This window comes from Leptospira bouyouniensis (assembly GCF_004769525.1).
Lineage (GTDB): Bacteria > Spirochaetota > Leptospiria > Leptospirales > Leptospiraceae > Leptospira_A > Leptospira_A bouyouniensis.
Window position 1 is genome coordinate 25,762 of the sequence record NZ_RQFT01000017.1, and the last position, 21,592, is coordinate 47,353.

20 protein-coding genes are annotated in these 21,592 nt (G+C 37.6%); 14 read left to right on the top strand and 6 right to left on the bottom strand.

What is annotated here, in order from left to right; all coding sequences use genetic code 11:
• Position 1: 1 nt before the first annotated feature.
• Both ftsA and ftsZ read left to right on the top strand, forming a co-directional pair.
• Positions 2-1,240 (top strand): cell division protein FtsA, encoded by a 1,239-nt coding sequence (gene ftsA / locus EHQ43_RS18725; protein WP_135740814.1) that lies wholly within the window; start codon positions 2-4, stop codon positions 1,238-1,240.
• A gap of 10 nt (positions 1,241-1,250) precedes the next feature.
• Positions 1,251-2,444, top strand: a complete 1,194-nt coding sequence (gene ftsZ, locus EHQ43_RS18730) for a cell division protein FtsZ (protein WP_135740815.1) — start codon at positions 1,251-1,253, stop codon at positions 2,442-2,444.
• A gap of 15 nt (positions 2,445-2,459) precedes the next feature.
• On the opposite strand, the gene EHQ43_RS18735 is transcribed toward ftsZ, so the two are convergent.
• From EHQ43_RS18735 to EHQ43_RS18745, 3 genes are read right to left on the bottom strand one after another with little or no spacing between them, the layout of a single operon-like run.
• Positions 2,460-3,866, bottom strand: a complete 1,407-nt coding sequence (locus EHQ43_RS18735) for a COG3014 family protein (protein WP_135740816.1) — start codon at positions 3,864-3,866, stop codon at positions 2,460-2,462.
• 16 nt (positions 3,867-3,882) lie between these two features.
• Entirely contained in the window at positions 3,883-4,461 is a 579-nt protein-coding gene (locus EHQ43_RS18740) for a penicillin-binding protein activator LpoB (protein WP_012387350.1), read from the bottom strand.
• Positions 4,462-4,496: 35 nt separating this feature from the next.
• Positions 4,497-5,255: a hypothetical protein gene (locus tag EHQ43_RS18745; RefSeq protein ID WP_135740817.1), complete on the bottom strand. Its 759-nt coding sequence runs from the start codon at positions 5,253-5,255 to the stop codon at positions 4,497-4,499.
• On the opposite strand from EHQ43_RS18745, the gene EHQ43_RS18750 reads away from it, so the two are divergent.
• Genes EHQ43_RS18750 through ispF form a run of 3 tightly spaced genes read left to right on the top strand, consistent with a single transcriptional unit; the run spans position 5,215 to position 7,232 of the window.
• Positions 5,215-5,730, top strand: coding sequence for a hypothetical protein (locus tag EHQ43_RS18750; RefSeq protein ID WP_135740818.1), 516 nt, complete (start codon positions 5,215-5,217; stop codon positions 5,728-5,730). The genes EHQ43_RS18745 and EHQ43_RS18750 overlap by 41 nt on opposite strands.
• Positions 5,731-5,749: 19 nt before the next feature.
• Positions 5,750-6,736 (top strand): quinolinate synthase NadA, encoded by a 987-nt coding sequence (gene nadA / locus EHQ43_RS18755; protein WP_135740819.1) that lies wholly within the window; start codon positions 5,750-5,752, stop codon positions 6,734-6,736.
• A 1-nt stretch (position 6,737) separates the two neighbouring features.
• Positions 6,738-7,232 (top strand): 2-C-methyl-D-erythritol 2,4-cyclodiphosphate synthase, encoded by a 495-nt coding sequence (ispF, locus tag EHQ43_RS18760; protein WP_135740820.1) that lies wholly within the window; start codon positions 6,738-6,740, stop codon positions 7,230-7,232.
• On the opposite strand, the gene EHQ43_RS18765 is transcribed toward ispF, so the two are convergent.
• A complete protein-coding gene (locus EHQ43_RS18765; RefSeq protein ID WP_135740821.1) occupies positions 7,229-7,684 on the bottom strand; it encodes a hypothetical protein in 456 nt (151 codons plus the stop codon). The two genes, ispF and EHQ43_RS18765, sit on opposite strands and share 4 nt — an antisense overlap.
• A 137-nt stretch (positions 7,685-7,821) precedes the next feature.
• Here EHQ43_RS18765 and EHQ43_RS18770 point away from each other — a divergent pair, with 137 nt between their 5' ends.
• The 7 genes from EHQ43_RS18770 to EHQ43_RS18800 are packed head-to-tail and all read left to right on the top strand — an operon-like array spanning position 7,822 to position 16,954.
• Complete coding sequence (locus EHQ43_RS18770) at positions 7,822-9,807, top strand: SpoIIE family protein phosphatase (RefSeq protein ID WP_135772016.1); 1,986 nt, start codon at positions 7,822-7,824, stop codon at positions 9,805-9,807.
• Positions 9,794-10,840 (top strand): carotenoid 1,2-hydratase, encoded by a 1,047-nt coding sequence (locus tag EHQ43_RS18775; RefSeq protein WP_135772017.1) that lies wholly within the window; start codon positions 9,794-9,796, stop codon positions 10,838-10,840. The genes EHQ43_RS18770 and EHQ43_RS18775 overlap by 14 nt, the downstream gene beginning before the upstream one ends.
• 3 nt (positions 10,841-10,843) lie before the next feature.
• Positions 10,844-11,854: an ABC transporter permease subunit gene (locus tag EHQ43_RS18780; protein ID WP_135753595.1), complete on the top strand. Its 1,011-nt coding sequence runs from the start codon at positions 10,844-10,846 to the stop codon at positions 11,852-11,854.
• Positions 11,851-12,900: an ABC transporter permease gene (locus tag EHQ43_RS18785; RefSeq protein ID WP_135772018.1), complete on the top strand. Its 1,050-nt coding sequence runs from the start codon at positions 11,851-11,853 to the stop codon at positions 12,898-12,900. Before EHQ43_RS18780 ends, EHQ43_RS18785 begins: the two co-directional genes overlap by 4 nt.
• Positions 12,897-13,886, top strand: coding sequence for an ABC transporter ATP-binding protein (locus EHQ43_RS18790; protein ID WP_135753593.1), 990 nt, complete (start codon positions 12,897-12,899; stop codon positions 13,884-13,886). The genes EHQ43_RS18785 and EHQ43_RS18790 overlap by 4 nt, the downstream gene beginning before the upstream one ends.
• Positions 13,879-14,835 carry an ABC transporter ATP-binding protein gene (locus EHQ43_RS18795; protein ID WP_135740827.1) on the top strand — a complete coding sequence of 319 codons (957 nt, stop codon included), beginning with the start codon at positions 13,879-13,881 and terminating at the stop codon, positions 14,833-14,835. Before EHQ43_RS18790 ends, EHQ43_RS18795 begins: the two co-directional genes overlap by 8 nt.
• A 7-nt stretch (positions 14,836-14,842) precedes the next feature.
• Positions 14,843-16,954, top strand: a complete 2,112-nt coding sequence (locus tag EHQ43_RS18800) for an AsmA family protein (protein ID WP_135772019.1) — start codon at positions 14,843-14,845, stop codon at positions 16,952-16,954.
• A gap of 158 nt (positions 16,955-17,112) precedes the next feature.
• Here EHQ43_RS18800 and EHQ43_RS18805 read toward each other — a convergent pair whose 3' ends face one another.
• Both EHQ43_RS18805 and EHQ43_RS18810 read right to left on the bottom strand, forming a co-directional pair.
• The gene (locus EHQ43_RS18805; RefSeq protein WP_135772020.1) at positions 17,113-18,930 is read right to left on the bottom strand and encodes a MutS-related protein; all 1,818 of its coding nucleotides are present in this window, start codon (positions 18,928-18,930) and stop codon (positions 17,113-17,115) included.
• Complete coding sequence (locus tag EHQ43_RS18810) at positions 18,866-19,096, bottom strand: hypothetical protein (protein WP_135740830.1); 231 nt, start codon at positions 19,094-19,096, stop codon at positions 18,866-18,868. The genes EHQ43_RS18805 and EHQ43_RS18810 overlap by 65 nt, the downstream gene beginning before the upstream one ends.
• Positions 19,097-19,261: 165 nt before the next feature.
• Between EHQ43_RS18810 and EHQ43_RS18815 the strand changes: the two genes are divergently transcribed.
• Together EHQ43_RS18815 and EHQ43_RS18820 are read left to right on the top strand one after the other, a co-directional pair.
• On the top strand, positions 19,262-19,474 hold the full coding sequence (locus EHQ43_RS18815; protein WP_425269669.1) for a hypothetical protein: 213 nt from the start codon (positions 19,262-19,264) through the stop codon (positions 19,472-19,474).
• A gap of 68 nt (positions 19,475-19,542) precedes the next feature.
• Entirely contained in the window at positions 19,543-21,591 is a 2,049-nt protein-coding gene (locus tag EHQ43_RS18820) for an AMP-dependent synthetase/ligase (protein ID WP_135772021.1), read from the top strand.
• Position 21,592: the final 1 nt, after the last annotated feature.

A 21,592-nucleotide genomic window follows, 5' to 3' on the forward strand; every position in this document is an offset into this window, starting at 1 on the left:
TATGATAGAAGATGATTCCCCCATCATAACTGCATTGGATTTAGGTTCTTCACTCGTGAAGGTTGTCATTGGGCGACTTCTCGGAGACCATGAAATCGAAATCATTGGAACTGGTGTTTATCCATCAACAGGGATCAAAAATGGATCCATCGTGAACATTGAAACAACTACTAAGTCGATCATTGAAGCTTTTGGTGATGCGGAGCTTATGGCAGGCCAAGAGATCACTTCCGTTGTCGTAAATGTTTCTGGTAAATCTGTTCATGGTTTTAATGAAAAAGGAATCATTGCTGTTACAAATCGTGAGCGGATAGTTTCTGAAATGGATATCATGCGCGTTGTGGAAGCTGCTCAAGCTGTACATGTTCCCAATGACCAACAAGTCATCCATGTCCTCACTAAAGAATTCAAAGTTGATGACCAAGTAAACATCAAAGATCCGATTGGTATGACCGGCGTTAGGTTAGAAGCTGAAGTTCATATTGTATCTTGCGGCAATACGGCACTAAACAATATTGATCGATGTGTGGAACAATCAGGTCTTCTACAAATGGATAAAGTACTGTCGAGTTTGGCTTCCTCTGAAGCCATTTTAACTGCTGGTGAAAAAGATTTAGGTACTGCGGTTGTTGATATTGGCGCAGGGATTTGTGACATCATAATTTATGTAGATGGGGGAATCGCATTTTCTTCTGTTGTACCGTTTGGTGGATTCCACATTACCAGTGATATATCCATCGGTTTAAAAACGACTGTTGAAACAGCTGAGATCATTAAAAAAAGATATGGTCATACCAGAATTGATATGGTTGATCCAACAGAAAAATTTGAGATTCCATCCATTTCGGGTAGGCCTGCCAGATCTGTGTTTCGCCAAGAACTCGTAGAAATTTTAGAACCCAGAGTTCGTGAAATCTTAGAAATGATCGACCATGAACTCATTCGTTCAGGTTATAAAGCAAGTTTGGCAGGTGGAGTGATCCTTACCGGAGGAACTTCACTATTACAAGGAATTGAGTCCACTGCTGAAGAAGTTTTGCAATTATCAGTGGGTCGTGCAAAACCTGCGGGTTTAAGTGGACTTGTGGAGCGAATTGCAAGTCCTGAATATGCAACTGCTGTTGGTCTTATTAAATATAGTTCAAAAATACAAAACTTAGAACAGAAAAACATGCATACCGTTTCCGAAGGAGAGGGATGGATGAAGAAGGTTCGTCGTTGGATGGAGAATAATCTCTGAGGAAAAGTATATGTTATACCTAGAAGAAGAAAAAACGAGCCCAGCTATTATTAAAGTCATTGGAGTTGGTGGTGGCGGAATGAATGCCGTCACAAGAATGGTAAATTCTAAAATGACTGGTGTTGACTTCATTGTGATGAACACCGACGAACAAGTATTACTCAAATCTCCTGTTGAAGTCAAAATCCAACTGGGTAACAAAGTTACTCGTGGGATGGGTGCTGGTGGTGATCCAGAACTAGGACAAAAAGCTGCCATTGAAGATAAAGAACGAATTGTTTCGGCACTAAAGGGTGCTGACATGGTATTTGTTACGGCAGGAATGGGTGGTGGTACTGGAACTGGCGCTGCTCCCATCATTGCAGCGATTGCGAAGGAACTCAAATGTTTGGTTGTAGGAGTGGTAACAGTTCCATTTTCGTTTGAAGGCAAACGCCGTGCTGAACTTGCCAAACAAGGGATCGACCAACTCCGTGCCAATGTAGACACACTCATTACGATTCGAAATGATTCTATCTTCCAAGTGGTAGATAAAAATACACCATTTGATATGGCGTTTAGAGTGATCGACGATATCTTGTTAAATGGTGTACGCGGGATCAGTGATATCATCAATCACCCTGGAATCATCAACGTAGATTTTGCCGATGTCAAAACGATCATGAAAGATACTGGGGATGCAATTTTAGGTGTGGGTGAAGGACGAGGTGAGACTCGTGTGAGTGAAGCTGTGGAACAAGCCATCAACAATTCTCTATTGGAAGACTCGAGTATTCAAGGTGCACAATCCCTTCTCATCAATGTAACAGGTGGAAGTGACCTCACCATCCATGAATGGAATGAAGTTTCACAAATCATCACAGCACAAGCGGATCCAAATGCCAACATCATCATTGGTTTGAATGAAGACGAGAGCCTTACGGACCAAATCCGAGTCACTGTCATTGCGACTGGATTTTCCAAAAAAGGAAAACAATACCAAAGAGAACAAAAGGTTGTGGGTTCCGAAGAAACCATCTCACCTATGGTGTACTTACGAAAACCAGAAGAAAAAGATTCTGGATTTTCTAGGGAATCAGAAGTGGTGAAAGGAATTCGCCAAACAGGCCGTAGCATTGGCGGTACACAAAAACAATCCTCCCCCTTTCAAAAATACGGAGAGGATTACGATATTCCCACTTTTCTAAGAAAGAAAAACGATTAAATCAGCAAAAGTCTGTTAGTTGGAATAGGAACGAACCGAAACAAATAATGGTTTTCCTGCCTCAACAAGTAACTTTTTAGGGGCACTTGTCACAACCGAACCAGGGGATTCGACTTTAAAATCATATTCACCTGGAGCTAGGAAAACTCGTTTAACTTGGAAATTGGCAGGAATCGTCCTCCAACAACGTAGGTCAGGAGCGATGGTTTGCGAAACCGCAAGCCCCGCCGCTGCCCCTGCGGCCACCCGAATGAGACCAGAAACTAAGTCATTGTTTTTACTTTTGCCACCAGATTCAATGGCCCTAGCCATTGCTTCCGATGCGATGACTGCAGCGACTACCTTAAGGGATAAAGAAGTAAGGTTTTTTGTAATGAGTGCTTTGTAATTCTCATTAAAATTGTTCATCGCAGTTTCTGAATAATTATTCATGATATCAGAATAACCAACATCCACACCATTGATGAAGTACCGTTTAGGAAGGGAACCTTTTGGATCTCTTTCTTTGTAAACGGGAATTGGGTTTTCCGCAACTGAAAGTGCTGCAATGGCACCTGCTAAGGAAGCACCTGCACCTTTTGCACGGAGACCCACTTCGACAGCTCCACGGAGAGCTGCAGAAAAGTATTCATCTTCAATGAGACGGCCTCTGGACATTTTGATCGCAGATTTCCCAGCTTCATGGATGATAATGACTTCAGAAAGTTTTTCATTTTCTGGTGATGTTCTTTGCATTGAACGGTTGTAAGCTTGTAAACTAGAACGACCTGCACTATACTTTGCTTGGTCAGAAGAGTCTCCTTCTTTGTAAGCTAACATATATCTGTCGGCGATTAAGTTTTGGCTTTTCCCGATGAGTTGTTCCATATTTTTGTATTGAACTCTTGCGTCATTGAAACGACCCAATTTCTCAGAAACATATGCATCGATTAATCTAGCTGCATTGTTTTGGCGGTATTCAGCAGCCAAAAATCGCATTTCTTTAAGTTCAAAATCCAATCTTCGGAAATAAATCTTTGCGTTATTTGGATCTCCTAGTAAAAGATAATTGTTCGCAATGTAGAACTTGATCATGACTCTTTCAAAATCTTCACCAGTATAATTGGATTCGTTATCTGATAGAATAAACGAAAGTCCTGACCGCGTCATACTGACTTTGATATTGTCTGCTATATCTTCAGCTTCTTTAAAAACTTTGTTCGAAGTTTCGTAGTCACCTTTGGTATGGAAGATCATACCGGCTTCCATTAAAAAAAGAAGTTTGTCCTTATTGGAAGAACCTTCATAAAGTTCTCTAATTTTAGGAATGGCAGAATCATAATTCTGTCCATAGTATGCCGATTCGGTTGCTTGGATAATTTTGTTGTAATCACTTGCACAACCGAGAATGAGAAGAAAAAGAAAGAGAAATGATTTTTTCATGTATTGTTGGAAGGGATTACCAACTAACCCCTTTGTTACCTCGAACTGCTAATTTTCGGTAAGATACTTTTTCTGACCATACTGCAATGGTAGTTTCTACTTCGACTAGTTCAATATTGATGGATTGCTCCACAATTTTTTCTCCATTGGAAGTGAACATGTTTTCGTTGATGTCACAACGAACAAAAAAGTTAGGAGATTTGAGTTTTCCGATGGAAAGCCGGTTGGAAGTGAGTCCGGACAAACTGAACTGGATTTCGTTCAAAGATTGTTCTCTGTTTTTAGTTCGTACTGTGTAAATTTTGTTTTTAATGAGTTTGGAAACAAATGCATTGTCAAACAGTTCCGTTTGAATTTGTTCCGATGTATCGTTACGCGTAGGGAAGTGTGCCACAAAAACACCTTCTTCATGTGGGTTTTCTTTGAAGTACTCCCCAATTTGGCCTGCTAATTTTTCGGCCGCTTTCACCAATTCTTGGCTAGTCAGTCCACCTGAGTCGGAGATATAATCATCAGCATTGTCAAGTCTTTTGGGACTACTGCTGCACTGGAATAAGAATCCTACTAAGAGAAAGGAGAATAGAATTTGTTTCATAACCCCACTTATATGGGGGATGGAAAAATGTCTTGTCAATTCCAAAAATCCGATTTCAATTCCTCGATTTTAGAACTACGGTAAAAAGTTTTTTCCTCGTCGGTCATTTCCTTCATTTCTCTTTCGTAAATGAGATTTACGATTTGTCGGTAAAACGAAGGGCTTTCCCAACTTTGGATATCCCATTTTTCCTGTTTGTAAAGTTCCTCTTTTTTTCGAAGGAAAATTCGTTTGCGTTCTCTGGCATAACTATAGGGATTTCTCTGAATGTAATCTTCTAGATAAGAGGATAATAAGACAGGTGGAGAGGTGGGGTGTTTTGGAAAAAGGAGGAGATTTAAAAAACCTGGAAAAATTTCTTCCTTTAGGCGGTTTACGGCTGTTAGTTTTTCGTAAGTTGATAAGGAAGGAGAAGACTCAATTTCCAAACTTTTTTCCCGCCAATTCATATAAGCGACATATACAGCATAGAGCACATGTCCTCGTTCATCTGGATATTCTTCGAGTAAGTGGAGGTAAGTTTTGTCCCGGTCTCCTTTCCAAAGATAAGATTCTTTTCCTCGTAATGTTTCTAAAAAATCGCGTAGATCGTTTGGATACCCTTCTCCTTTTAGAACCTCTGGTCGATTTTGTAACCTCTGCCAGTAGACTTCCGAACGGGAATCATAAGACGATTCTTTGGTATTTCCGTAGTGTTTTTTCAGAAAAAGGAAATAGACAAGACCACCAAGAACGAAGGAGAGTAGAATCGAGATGAGAAGGATGGAAATGGTTTTCTTTTTGTTCATTGGCATTGTGAGTTTGGACTTTGCCTGTACGAAAAAATCCAATGAAGATTCAAATTCGGAACTTTTTAGTGCCTTACTCGCTCAAGGGAGCCCTGTCCAATCAGCTTGTCAAAGATTTATTCTAACTGAAGCAAATTGTGTGGCAGTTGCCGATGTAAGTACGAATGTCTGCCCAGGCCTCATCTCAAAATTAAAAGCCCAAATCTTACCAAGAGAACTGAGCACGGATTCCGTTGCGGTTTTGTATTTTGATTGTTTTTCCAAAATCAATTTATCTTATAATGTAGCAAAAGCCTGTAACCAAAATTCATTCGCTTCCAATTCAGAATACAGAAGAGTCCAACGTACAGGTACTTCGTCTGCTGAAACATCGTGGCAAGAAGCCATGAACCAATGTGGTTCCCTTGAGAACTCTGTTCCACCCGCGGATTCGGGGCTTCGTGAAACAGACACAATCCTTGGGTCGGATCCCTTCCAATGAACTGATATAGGAGAAAAAAATGTCACTCGTAACCAAAGACCAATTGGTCCAAAAACTAAATCCCATCTATTTGCCACATGAAATTGAGGAACGAATTCTCCCACTTGCAGAAGAGATCAATCGACTGAAAAAAGAAAAAAATGCAGTGATCCTTGGACATAACTATATGACCCCTGATGTGTTTTGGGGGGTGTCAGATATCATTGGAGATTCTTTGTATCTTTCCAAGATGGCAAAGGAAACAACTGCCGATCTCATTTTGTTCAATGGGGTTCACTTTATGGCAGAAACTGCCAAAATCCTTTCTCCTGAAAAAAAGGTTTTGATTGCTGATCCAAAAGCCGGTTGTTCCCTTGCGGAATCCATCACACGGGAAGATGTTAAAGCACTCAAAGCAAAATATCCAGGTGTTCCTGTTGTAACCTATGTCAACTGTTCGGCGGAAGTCAAAGCAGAAACAGATGTATGTTGTACTTCTGCCAATGCCGTACAAATTGTGAATGCAGTGGAAGGGGATACGGTGATCTTTTTGCCTGATGAATATTTGGCAGGAAATGTTCGCAACCAAACCTCAAAAACGATCATCTCTCATCCAGGAAGATGTATGGTTCACGAAATGTACACTCCAGAAGACATTCGTTCCACAAAACGGTTGTTCCCTGGTGGAGTCACTGTCATCACTCACCCTGAATGCCATGAGGATGTCGTCAAAGAAGCCGATTTTTCTGGGTCTACTTCCCAAATGGTAGATTTCATTCGCAAAAGCAAAACAGATAAAATTATGCTTGTGACAGAGTGTTCGATGGGTGATAATTTGCGCGCGGAATTCCCTGAAAAAGAATTTGTCTCTACTTGCCAAACATGCCCACATATGAAAAAGATTACATTGGAAAAAGTAAGGGATGCACTTTTAAAAGAACAATTTGAAATCTTTTTAGATGCAGAAGTGATACGCCTTGCCCAAAAATCAGTGAATCGAATGTTAGAGTTGAGTTATAAAAAATAATATGTTTAAAATTGGAAACGGAATCGATTTTCATAAATTAATCCACGAACCCTTTCGTCCTTTGGTACTGGCAGGAGTTGAGGTAAAATCTGAATTTGCCTTTCTCGGTCATAGTGATGCAGATGTGATTTTACATGCAGTGGCAGATGCGATTTTAGGTGCACTTGCTTTGGGAGATATTGGGGTTCATTTCCCTGACACTGACCCGCAATACAAAAATATGAAATCCACTCGTATTGTTGAAAAATGTTTGGAACTATTGGAAGAAAAAAAATTCAAACTGGTTAATGTGGACTGCACCTATGTTGGAGACCATCCCAAAATTAATCCAATCCGGCATGAGTTAAATGCATCTTTAGCGAATATCACCAAACTTCCGTTAGACTGTGTTTCAATCAAAGCAACCACTTCGGAAGGAATGGGTGCATTAGGAAGAAGTGAAGGTGTGATGGTGATGGCAACTGTGCTGATTGAAAGCACAAAAAAACACCACTAGAATCTTTTTTCTTTGGATAAGACGATATGATTTAAGTCCGCATCGCTAAAGAATAAAAATAATAGTTTCGAAAGGAAATTGGGAACTGGTTGGATATCTAATTTAGCAAAGATGCGAACGCCGTTCTCAGTTGTATCGAGTTGGTAGGTCTCATTTAGCACTTGGTAATGTTTGAATCCTTTGGATTGGATTTGGAAAGAAATTGTCGGTGTATTTGTGACAGCAATCGTCTTACAGATCACTGTCTCCCCTAAACTTTTAGATTCCCATTCTTCTCCCACAGTGGGAGAGCGGTAAGATTTGGGAAGGAAGGATTCATATAAGATCTTTTGGGTTTGGTCGGGTTTAAGTTTCACTTCCCAAGTTCGCTCCAAATGACTTTCCTTTTGGCCAAGGACCGCGAAAAAAAACACAAAAACAAAGATTCCAAAAACTCTTAGATACCAAATCATATCTCCATAGAAAAATCTATTGCCTAGGGATCGATTGAAATTTATTTTTCTCCTACCGAAGGGGAATCTTCGGGAGGGTTTAGCCACTGCATTCTGCAAGAGAAATATCATCCAAACGAGTATCTGGCCTCATCCAAGTGTATGAGCGAGAAAACAATCTTTCGATCCAAACCAATCCTTTTCCTGAGATTTTAGATGATACTACTTATTCTCGGATTCTAAAGGATCCCAATTATTGGATTTCCCAAACCCTCGAAGATAAAATCATCCAACAAATCTCATTATCCATAGACATCTCTGGAATTTTGTATCATGTCGGAACAGAAGCTCTTATCACAAATGCGTATGATTTGTTACCATTGGATGATTCCAGAATTGAACTAGTGGAAATGATCCACAGATTACCTATTTTGATAGGTCGACTAACAAGAGCAGTGTATCTAAATGTAAAACCAATTTCTGAAAATCACTTTAAATTCATTTTTGTTTATTTACCCGAATACCAAGAGAAGTGGTATGATGCTGTATTTTTCCAAGGGATGTTAAATGGTCTCGCTGTACTCTTTGAACTCAAAGAATTTCAGATCAAAATGACAAAAACCAAACTGTTTGGTATACATGTATCGCATAAAGAATTAGGTGAAGAAATTCAATTTGGTTCTGATACAAACGAATACGAAATGGAATGGAAGGATGATGTTTTATATTTATCTAGGTCTCATCTAACAAAAGAAAATGTTTCATCTCGTCATCGGGTGATGGTAACCTCAAGATCTGAAGCAGAATTGGAAGAAATGTCAATCGTAGATGTTCGGGATGTGGTTGGTAAATCTCGAGAACTTGCAATTGAGAATCGAGATTTGGAAGCGGCAGTAGAAGTGTTAAAGTCATTCAAGCAAGAGTTGGAAAAAAAACAACTCTCGATGGCCAAAGACCTTCGTTTGGCAAAGAACATCCAAAAGGGACTGATCCCTGAAATTATTCCAGATTGGAATGGAATTCAATTTTGGACGAGCTTTAGTCCCATGCAAGAAGTGAGTGGAGATTATTATGATTATTTTCCGTATCACTCTGATAAGTTAGGTGTAGCTGTTTGTGATGTTTCTGGGCATGGGGTGCCTGCAGCATTTATCACTGCCTTATCAAAAATGTTATTTTCGAATTTTAAAAAACCAAAACCAACGGAAACATTCAAACTGATCAACCGAGAGTTACTCGACCTTGTGAAACAACAAGGTTACACTACTTGTGTTTACCTTCTTATCCATTCAGATTATAAAGTTGTGTATTCAATTGCTGGACATCCGCGGCCAATTTTATTTCGCCATAAGACTGGTAAAGCTGAGATCTGTATGGGAGAAGGGACTTTTCTTGGGATGTTTCCTGATGCTGGAGACACATATCGCGACTTCCATCTACAATTGGAACCTGGAGATAAACTGTTTTTATATACCGATGGACTCATTGAAGCAGAGAACGATCATGGGCAAGCATTTGGTGAATCAAAACTGATGAAACTCATAGAAGAAAATGCAAATTCTACCATCCAAGAAACAGTAGAACTCATTATGAACCATCACCGTGAATTTACGATGGGAACAGATCCAATGGACGACATAACTTTGCTTGGATTACAGTTATCTCCAAAATTAGAAGAATTTAATGTGATAAAATCTGATGGAGACAAAGCGTATCAGACAAAAGACTACCAAGCTGCTGTTTTATCCTATGAAAAAGCCCACCAAATTTTGCCAAGAGAGTTGAATACACAACTAACTTACGGAAAGGCTTTGGCTTATAGTGGAAATTTTGAAAAAGCCATCGAGATGTTAGAAGCTTATAACAAATTTAAGACAAATCATTTTAAATCACATTCAATTTTAGGTTATTGTTATTACCGAATGGAACAATACGAAAAAGCAGAAGTGGAATGGAAAAAAGCATATTCAATTAACGACTCCAACTTATCTAACTTATACAATTTAGCACAATTGTATCGCAAGTTGAATCAAAAACAAAAAATGAAAGATGTCATCGATAAGATGAAACACATTGAAGCCAGTTATCTACATATCCTTCCACTGGAAAAAAAGTGGGAAGCTTTACCGAATGAATCGAATTAAAATAATCCTTGTTTCACTCTGTTTTTTTCATTTTAGTTTTCCAAAAGATCATAACTTTCATTCTGATTTTGCCCTAGAATGGTGTTACTTTGTTGGTCATATCAAAGCAGAGTCAGGGAATTTATACGGATACGAACTTTCCTTTTTCCGATTAAAATTTTCAGATGGAGAAAATTGGAATCCTGAAATTTTTCCTGTTCATTTTGCAATTTCTGATCTTTCAACAAAACAACACTACACTGCACAAACCATCAAACGAAAATTAGGTGATCTAGCTGGAAACAAAGAGAATCGAATCTATAGTGGTGAATATGAATTAGAAATTCTGTCAAAAGATGAATTTTTCATTAAAGCAAAACCAAAGTCCAATGAAATTGCTCTGGAGTTAAGATTAATAGGGAACGGAAATCTATTACCTCATGGTAAGGATGGAATTTCAATCAAATCCAAACGGAATCCAAAAATATTTTCGTATTACTACAGTTATCCGAGATTAAAAACCAAAGGGTTTCTGTGGATACAGGGCAAAAAAGAAACCATCGATTCTGGTGATTCTTGGATGGACCACGAATGGAGTGAAAAAACATCCAATACCATTCCAACTTTGGCCAAAGGCAAATCTGGTTGGGATTGGATTTGTCTGATGGATGACAAGGGTGGTGATTACGTATTTTTTCGATTTAGAGAAAGTCCGGAAGTTAGTCCTGAAATTTTTGGAACTTACCGCGATCCAATGGGACATGTTACATATTGGAAAGAAACCGGTGAGGTCCAAATGTTCCCCATCGGAAAAACTTGGAAAAGTAAAATGACAAAAATTGAATACCCTCTCTCTTGGAAAATTTTGTATCCTGGTGGAGAATGGATTGTGTCAGCAGTATTCAATGAACAAGAGTTTGATGGAAGTGAATCTACAAAAACAATTTATTGGGAAGGGGCAGTAAAGGCGGAGGACCCAAGTCAAAAAAAGTCTGCCAAAGGATATTTAGAATTGAAAGGTTATCAAAAGTCAAGAGACTGGTGGGAGTTCTAAACCATGTGGAAATACTTTTTAAAACGTTTTTTGTTAATTTTTCCTACCTTACTGGGGATTACATTTTTAGTATTTCTCATCTCACATTTTGCGCCTGGTGGACCACTCAATAGTGAAATTGCCAAACTAAAAGGTTCGGGCAATCTGGCGGGAGCATCCACAAAACAAATATCACAGGAAGAAATTGAACTTATCAAAAAAAGACTCCATTTAGACAAACCTGCTCCCGTTGCTTATCTTTATTGGTTAAAACAAATTGTGCAATTCGACCTTGGAGAATCGAGACTCCATTCGAGAAAGGTATCGGAACTCATTGTCGAAAAATTACCAGTGTCTCTTTTTTTTGGTTTGTCTGGTTTTTTTCTGACTTATCTCATTTGTATTCCGTTAGGGATCCAAAAGGCTCTAAAAGAAGGAAGTCGTTTTGATTTTATCACTAGTTTTATCATATTTTTTACGTATTCATTACCTGTTTTCGCCTTTGCGATGTTACTATTATATTTATTTGCATCTGGTGAAGTGTTTTCCTTTTTCCCACTTGGACATGAAGTATCCGATTTTTATGAAGACTTAAGTTTTATTGGAAAAGTAAAAGATCGATTGGCGCATATGTTTTTGCCTGTGATCTGTTATGTGGTCGGTAGTTTTGCCGTTCTCACTCTTCTTATGAAAAATAGTTTACTCGACCAAATTGCAAAGGAATACGTAAGAACTGCGCTCTCGAAAGGGCTTAGTTTTTCAGATACGATTTTCCAACATGCTTTTCGAAACTCACTCATTCCGATAGCGACGGGATTCGGGAGTAACTTAACTTTAATTTTTTCTGGTTCTCTTTTCATTGAATTGGTATTTAATATCGACGGAATGGGGTTACTAAGTTTTGAAGCCGTAAGAGAAAGAGATACTGATCTTATGATGGGACTTCTGCTTGCACAAAGTTTTTTAGGGCTCATTGGCAAAATAGTCTCTGATTTTTGTTATATCATTATTGATCCGAGGATTGATTTCGAATGAAGTTTATATCAAACCCGGCAAACGTTCGTAAGTGGGAAAAATTTAAAAAGAATAAACGAGCTTATTATTCATTGCTCATTCTTTTTTATACATATATTATTTCTTTGTTTTCGCCTTTGTTAATCAATAATAAACCATTGTTTGTATTGTATGAAGGCTCTGTTTCTTTTCCTATCTTTCAATTTTATCCTGAAACAAAATTTGGTGGTGTCAATCTAACGGAACCAAATTATAAAAAACTAAATCGTGAGCTAAGATTCCAAGATTCAGGCAATAAGATGGTATTTCCGCCCATCCCATTTGGCGTGAATGAAGACAATTTAGATAGTTTAGAAGAAGGAACAAATCCTCCTAGTAAACCATCTCTGCGCCATTGGATGGGAACTGATGACCGAGGTCGTGATGTTTTTACACGAATTGTTTATGGTTATCGTCTTGCGATGACTTTTAGTTTGATTCTCATCGTTGTCGAGATCCTTCTCGCATCCTTTATTGGAGGGGTACAAGGATATTTTGTAGGTAGATTGGATTTATTCTTACAAAGGATCATCGAAATTTTATCAGCAATTCCTTTTCTTTATCTAATTTTGATTATGGGTTCCTTTTTTGGACGAGGGTTTACGGTCCTTATTGTGACATATGGATCATTGAGTTGGATCGGGCTCAGTTATTATATGAGAGGTGAGTTTTTAAAACTCCGCAAACAACAGTTTGTTGATGCTGCAAAAACTTTGGGTGCATCTTCGTATTCGATCATCATGAGACATCTATTGCCAAATTCCCTGACACCTCTTGTTACGTTTTTACCTTTTATTTTAATATCAGCGATTTCGGTATTATCGGCATTGGACTTTTTAGGATATGGGATTCCTGCTCCCAATCCATCTTGGGGTGAGCTCATAGGGCAAGGTAGGGAACGATTGACCGCTTGGTGGTTGATTACTTTTCCATCCGTTGCTTTATTTTTGACGATATTGTTTTCAGCATTTGTTGGGGAAGGATTACGAGATGCCTTTGATCCAAAAGACAAGGTGGTTTACGAATGAGTTCCAAAGAAAAAGCCATTGATGTAAAAGACTTAAGCATACAAATCAAAACCGATGATGGAATTTTACCAATTGTAAGTGAAATTAGTTTTCACCTAGATAAGGGAGAAACTTTAGCATTAGTAGGGGAATCGGGTTGTGGAAAATCCATCACTAGTTTAGCTTTAACGAAGTTATTACCTTCCAATACAACCATATATCCAACAGGATCTGTCCTTTTTGATGGATTTGATTTGATGAAGTCTTCCAGTGAACACCTAAGATCAGTTCGTGGAAAAGAAATCAGTTATGTATTCCAAGAGCCTTTTTCATCCCTTAATCCATTACATAAAATCGGAAAACAGTTGGTGGAAAGTTTTTTATTACACGGACTTGGTTCCATTGAAGAAGCAAAAAACAAAGCGATTTATTTGTTAGAACGTGTTGGAATTACAGATGCAAAACAACGATTGGAACAATACCCAAACCAATTTTCCGGCGGTATGTTACAAAGAGTCTGTATTGCAATGGCTCTTATGTGTGATCCCAAAATTTTAATCGCAGATGAACCAACAAGTGCAATTGATGTCACCATCCAACTCCAGTTAATTGAACTATTGAAGGAATTGAGAAAGGAACACGGAATGTCCGTTTTATTTATCTCACATGATATAGGTCTTGTGAGTCATATTGCGGATCGCATTGCTGTAATGTATGCTGGTAAAATTGTAGAGCAAGGGAATGTGGATTTGGTGATTGATTCACCCAAACATCCTTATACCAAGGCATTGATTTCTGCCTATCCTACACATGAGAATATAGGCAAAAAATTAGTAACAATTGATGGGATTGTTCCTTCTCCAAAATCCTATCCAAGTGGTTGTCGATTTCATACTCGTTGTAAAGAAAAAATGGAAATTTGTGATTCCAAGATTCCTTATCCTTCTTTGGTCAAAGAATCTCAAATTGTAGAATGTTTTTTGTATGGAGGGAGAGAAAGTGCTTAATGTAAAAGACTTGGTTGTATCGTATAAACAATCACAATCTCTTTCCTTTTCTACAAAACGTTTAGTCGCAGTAGACGGTGTGCAATTTTCAATTCCTAAAGGTAAGATACTTGGACTTGTTGGGGAATCAGGTTGCGGAAAATCAACCATTGGTCGTGCTATTTTATCCTTATTGCCTATCGATCAAGGTTCCATAACATTCGAAGATTTAGATATTTCAAAAATATCCAAAGAAGAACATAAACTTCTTAGACGTAAAATCCAAGTCGTTTTCCAGGATCCTTATTCTTCGTTAAACCCACGTTTTACGATAGAGGAAATCATCACCGAAGGATTACAAATTCATTTCCCTAAGCTGACATTGAGTGAGAAAAAAGCAAAAGCAATCAAAGCTTTATCGGAAGTCAATCTTCCTGCGGACATTTTGCACCGATACCCACATGAATTTAGTGGAGGCCAAAGGCAAAGGATTGCCATTGCACGCGCATTGATCCTTGAACCAAGTTTAGTCGTTTGTGATGAGGCAGTTTCAGCTTTGGATATTTCCACTCAAGCACAGGTAGTAAATAATTTGTTATTACTCCGAGAAAAATATGGTTTATCGTATTTATTCATTTCGCATGATCTAAATATAGTTAAACATGTATCAGATCGTATTGCCGTGATGTACTTAGGTCAAATCGTGGAAGAAGGTAATCGAGATGAGATTAGCCAAAAACCTCTCCATCCATATACAAAAGCCCTATTTTCAGCAAGTTTCGATTTAAAAGATCGAATGAAAGTATCTCAACCACTTGTTGGGGAAATCCCAAGTATACTCAACCAACCAAAAGGTTGTAAGTTTCATACACGATGTCCAATTGCAAAAGAGATTTGCAAAACGCAAGAACCGCTGGAAACGTATCCTTCAGAGCTGCGCCGAGTGAAATGCCATTTCCCATTGTTGTGAAATTTCTGTGAAACTATCATTACGTGATACAATCAAAGGTGTTATAGGAAAAACACTTTTATCTTTTATCTTTGTCATCTCAATGACAATGTTTTTTATATTGTACCCGCTGCTTGCGGATCCTGATTATTACAAAAATTTAATTCTGGATTCTACTTACAAACTAACTGGACTTAATGTTAATTATAAAAGTTCAGAACCCGTGTTTTTTCCTTTTCCAGGAATTGAGTTAGAAGAAGTTACTGTTTCAAAATTGGATGATGAAATCATTCACGTAAACAATTTAAGAATTGAAATTTATTATGGAATTTTCATTGGTAAATCGTTAGAATTAAGAAAAATATATTTAAATACAGGAACTGTTGAAATCACACGCGAAAAAGATGAATCATTTCCTTTATTTGATAAACTTTCAACAAATTCAAACGTAAATCCAGATCAAAATTCGAAAAGTGTTTCTAATTTAATTGAATCTAAGTTAGATGAAGAATCTCCAGCTGAACTTTATTTTTCGAAAACTTTTGTAAACTTTGTAAACCAAATCGAAATTAAAAATATAACCATTTTATTCGATGATAAATTGTATTCACGAAATATTAATTTATACCTTTGGGAAACAACACTTCATCTCGACCAAGACTTACGGAATATTGATTTTTATCTATATGGAAAATTAAATCATGAACCAATTACGTTGAGTGCGGATTTCCAATTTTTGGAAGATAAAATGACCTATGAATCTTTAAGATTGGAAGGTGAATTACAATTTCAAAATTTGAAAGGTATTGATTTGCATGATATATTAATCATCTTTACTAGAGGTGACTTACGATTTGCTAAAACGACAGGAACCATTCCTTTTTATAAACGTGATGAATCAAAAATATATGCTGTGGTTGACCAAATGCATATCAAGGATTTGGCACTAAAGGATGGAAAAACTTTTGCCGATGGGCATGTGTCAACAATTATCAATTATGATATAAATGAAGATAAACTTTCCTTTTCAAATATTGTAGTCGAGTGGAAAGGTAAATCAAAACTTTATGGATCAGGTTATGTTAATTTTCTAAAACCACCTTTATCTCCAACCATATCTTTTGAGGGATCTTCCGATTATTTAGATGTACCAAGTCTCTTAAAAGTTGCACAAATTTGGATTGATCCAGATTTTGAAAAATCAATTCTCACTCGCGGCTTACCAAACACTGGTTATGTAAACCGAATGAATGTTTATTTAAATTTTCATTTTCGCAATTTAACAGTTGTAGATTTTAAAGCTGATTCATTAAAATTAAATGTACATTATGCAAAAAGAAAACTAAACATCAATCGATATGAATTAAAGGTTTATGATGGTGATGTAATTGGTTCTGGTGATTATCGTTGGACAAATCCTGTTGGACTTACGTTAAAAGGAGAAATCAAACATGTATCAATTGCTCCAGTATTGTCTGATATTTTTAAAATCTCTCCGATAACAGGGAGTTTAGATTCTGAGTTTGTCATTTTTTCTCCTACTGATACAGAAGATGGATTTATTCCCAATTTACAAGTGATCGGTAACATCAATGCAAAAAATGGGGAGTTACTCAGTTACACAAATATCTTAAAACCAATCAGTTCGATTGGAAGTGTGATCAATCTTAAAAAAATAGATTTTAGTAGAGCAACACCTTATAATGAACTTAAGTTTGATTTTCAATATGCAAAAGAAAATATTGAAATCAAAAATTTTGCCTTAAAAGCAGATGGAATTGCTGGTTCTGGTGGTGGAAAAATTGGTTTTAACAAAGCAATTGATATGAAGTTTACAATTGCCTTTCCAGGGGTTGCAGGCAAAGCATTAAAACTTCCAATCATATACAGAGGAACGTACGGAGTGTCATCTCCATTTATTGATCCAATCTGGTTAGGTTCTGTTTATGCGGGGACTATTTTTTTAGCAAGCCCAGCGGGAGCTGCCGTCGGTGGAATTGCTGGATCGGCAATGTCTGATTATGTAAATCGGGCTGTAGAGAATGTCACATCGGGCGTTCAAAAAAGTTGGAAAGGATTTCGGAATATCTTTGGTAGCAAAGAAGAGGATGAAAACAAAGAAGAAAAAACCAAAGAGTAAATCTCTAACTATTTTTTCGTTAACATCGTTCCTTTCATTGAATTTACTTTCAGTAACTACTAGTTTTTTTCAAATTAGCGGGATCTCTTGATGGCAAATTAAATTAGTCGCCGTTAGCAACATCAAATTCCCGAATCTAACCAAATTCCATTTTGCATTCATGTCTCCTCTTCGTTTCGAATCGGAATGCCTTCTTTTTTGAGTATTTTAAGTGCATTTGTGGTATTTGAGACACCTTCTCTCAATTTGTAGTCAAAATCCATTTGTCCATTGATTTCAAGTTCAGTGAAGTGGAATCGTTTTGCCCAAGGTATATCGGCTAGTTTTAAGTCGTGAGTCGTTAAAAAAACAATACAGTTTTTCTCACGTAACACAGATAAGATTTCACGAGTTGCAATGTATCTTTCTTTTGAGTTTGTTCCTTTCAAGATTTCATCCAAAAATAAAATCGGAATTTTATTAGATACATTTGCATTTTGGATGATGGAAGATAATCTTCTTACTTCCGAATAAAAAAAGGAAACTCCGTCTTCCATTGAATCTTGTGAACGAATCAAAGTATGAATTTGGAAATCTAGGAGCTCAAAGTTTTTGCCTATTACAGGTGCACCTGATCCAGCAAGTAACAACGACATGGCGATAGACCGTAAGTATGTTGTTTTTCCACTCATATTGGAGCCAGTGATTATCATTAAATCGCCTGGTTTCATGGCTGGTAGAGAGTTCATCACTCGATTGGTTTGAGATAAAAGTGGGTGGACCAAAGATTCTGATCTAAGTATCCCCTCTTTTGAAATTTTGGCAAAGTTAGCTTCCGGATTCAAATATCCGAAGTTAAGAAGTGGTAAAATTGAATCAAATTGAACGATTTGGTTTTGTAGTTCATTCCAATTGGATTCATATTTTTGTTTCCATTTTTGTAACGATTGGATTTTCCAAAGGTCCCATAAACAAAGTAAATTTAAGATTAAGTGGGGTAAAGGGGAAACCAATAGTTCAGAAGAATCACCAAGATTCGATATTTTTCTTAACATATGTTTGGTGAATTTTCTGTCTTTTGATAGAAATAAAAAAGTTTTTTGGAATCGGTTTGCAGTTAGGTGTAAGGATTTAATTTCTTTCCATAATAATTTGGATTCGCTGCGATAACTAACAAACAAAATACCATTGATGAGTAAAATAAATGGGATAAGAGGAAGGTCAAATAAGAGTCCGACCAAGATATAGATAGGAGTTATCACTCCCCAAATAGGAAAGAACCATCGAAGCCATTTTCGTTTTTTCCAAAAATTCGTATCGTTGTGTACTTTTGGGAACAAAAATTTTTCATTTGGTTCACCATCCAAAATCAAAAATTTTCGCATCAATTGAAAACTGTAGTTTTGTTGATTTAAAATTTTGGAAACAGAAAGGTGATTTTTATCTGTATTTCCCCACTCACCAGGTTCTTGTAAAAATCGATATAAATAGATTAAAAATCCTTCTTCTGTAATCGTTGTATCATACACTCCCAAAAACCCTTGTTTGGTGCAGAGATCCAAATCGATGGAAAGTGGATGGTTTCTTACAGGAACAGGGTATTCCCAGATTTCCCTAGTTTTTAGTTTTTTAAACTCACCCGTAAGCCTTTGGATTTCATCTTCAATGAATTGAAAGGTTTTTTTGGCATATTGAAGTTGTTCTTTTCTTCGTACATACAAGCGAACGAGAAAAATAAAAGGTAAAAGTGGGAGAAAGGAAAGTCCATATTCAAACCATGAAAGTTTTGCCAGATAACAAAAACTAATCGTAGATACAAAAATTAAGAATGTAATGAGACGAATCAGACTTACAACTCGAAGTCGTTTGGATAAAAATTGGATTTTAGATTTGTATTTTTTTTTCCTAAGAGTTAGGAATGTATACTTTGGATTAGTGGAAAAGAGGTCGTTCGTAATTTTCTTCTTCCCTTCGAGAAATCTCAGTATCAAGGACACGGATGAGACTTCCTAAGTCACTTAATCTCCATTTGTCGATGAGTCGTCCTTTTTCACGACCAGAAAACTTATTTAAATACAGAGTGCCAAATAGGTCTTCTCCATACTCATAAGCAACAAAGCGCCCGCTTCGTCTTCCTGTAGAATTTTCCAATCGAATTGTCATGAACGAATACCAAAAATCAGAGAAAAAAAAATAGTACAAGCAAAATTTTTTGCTTCAGGATATTCATTTTTCGGCGATACATATATCGGGGGAAGGCTACTTACCACGGATGGTGGGGACCTTCAAAAACAGATACCCCAGAAACCGGAAAGCACGGAGGCTTGTATGGATTTCTATCCTGATATGAATTTGGAGTTTAAAAGCTCCTTTGTGAAGACCAACCAGTTTTTTGCCAACACCCAAGACGAATCTCTTCTCCCACAAAAGGGACTTGCGGCACGTAACCTACTTAACCTCTCACAAATGACCAAACTTCGCGAAATTCGCAAACGCCATTTGAAAAAAGGACACCAACGCGAAGGGTTCCAATGGGACTAATTGCCTAAATTTCTCTTGACCATCTGAAAGTAGCGTCTATCATAAAGACCGCTTTTAGATGGAGAGATATGGCAAATAACCTAGCAGAAGTTTATAAGGAATCCGCAGAAAAATTTGGTCCAAGACCAGCATTTTGGTATAAAAATGCACAGAAGGATTACCAAGCCCTTACCTATAAACAACTTTACGAAGATGGTATCGCACTTGCAGAAGCCCTAATTGATTTAGGTGTGAAAGCAAGAGAACATGTCGGCGTTCTTGCTGACAACCGAGTGGAGTGGATCATTGCCGATTGTGCCGTGTTAACTGCTGGAGCAGCCAACGTTCCTCGTGGTTCGGACATCACTGATTCGGAAATCGTATACATTTTAAATCACTCAGAAGCCAAAGTTGTTTTTTTAGAAAACGATAAGGTATACGAAAAATACAAAAATAACAAGTCACAAGTGAAATCGGTAAAAACCGTCATCATTATGGACAAAGACACCAAATTAAAGTCAGGTGCTGGAATTTTACACTTTTACGATCTTTTGGAAAACGGAAGGGAACTTCGCTCCAAAGGGAAACGTGAAGCGGAAAAACGGATGTCTGGAATCAAACCAGATGATTTGTATACGCTCATTTACACTTCAGGAACCACTGGTATGCCAAAAGGTGTGATGCTCATGCATTCCAACATGATCCACCAAATGCATTATGTAGTCCCTCGGGTTGCAAAAGTAACACCTGACGACCGTATGTTGTCTATCCTTCCTGTTTGGCATATCTTTGAACGTGTAGTGGAATACTTTGCCATCATCAATGGTGGTTCCACATATTACACAAAGGTTACCGAACTTCGTAACGACATCCAAAAAGCAAGACCTACTTTTATGGCTTCTGCACCTCGGGTTTGGGAAAGCATTTATAATGGGATTTACACCCGTATCAATGACCCAAAACAAACCCCTCCAGTCAGAAGGTTTTTGTTTAAAGTGGCTTACTTTTTCTCAAAACACTACCATGCATCGATTCGATTTCTTAAAGGTTGGGAAGTGGATTACGAAGGACGTAATATTTTACAGTCCTCGGTATTGGCTATTGTATCGATCGTAAAATTGTTGTTCACAGGTCCTTTCACTCTTACGATCCTTTCTCTCATTGCCTCACAGTTTTTGGTACCTGAGGAGAGTCCATTGAAAACACCTTTATATGTCCTTGCGGGACTTGGTGTTTTGTTTAATAGTTTTACTCTTGATCGTATTGTCCTTTCCAAAATTAGACAAGCAACTGGAGGTCATTTGCGCGCTACATTGTCTGGCGGTGGTGCCTTACAAAAACACGTAGATGCATTCTTTATGGACATTGGAATCACAGTACTCGAAGGTTATGGTATGACAGAAACTGGACCTGTGATTTCTGCTCGGACTTTTGATCGCCCGATCATGGGTTCTGTGGGTGATATCGTTCCGCTCAGCCAAGTCCAAATCCGGGATGATGCAGGGAATGTTCTTTGTCATATTGACGACAAAAAGAATATCATCTTTGGAAAGTTAGGTGTCAAAGGTGTGGTTCATTTAAAAGGACCTCAAGTGATGAAAGGGTATTACAAAAATCCAGAAACTACGAAAAAAACTATCGTAGATGATTGGATGAACACTGGTGATATCGGGATGATTAACTTCAAAAAGACTCTGACACTCACGGGTCGTGCGAAGGATACAATTGTATTACTCGGTGGTGAAAACGTAGAACCTGTACCAATCGAAAACAAAATTGATGAATCACCTTACATCAAACAATCGATGGTAGTTGGACAAGATCAAAAGGTTCTAGGTGCCATCATTGTTCCTGACTTTGATGCACTTATCCCTTGGGCTGAAGAAAATGGGATCTCAGAAAAAGCTCCTGAGAAACTCATTGTCCATCCAAAGGTAGTGGAATTCTATAAAAAGGAAGTTCGTAATTTTAACAGTGTTAAAACTGGATTCAAAAACTTCGAACAAGTGCAGTATGTGACTCTCATCACAAAACCATTTGAAGTTGGGGACGAACTCACGAACCTTATGAAGATGAAACGCCACGTGATCACTGAAAAATACAAAGACAGAATTTTGGAGCTCTACAAAAACAGTTAAT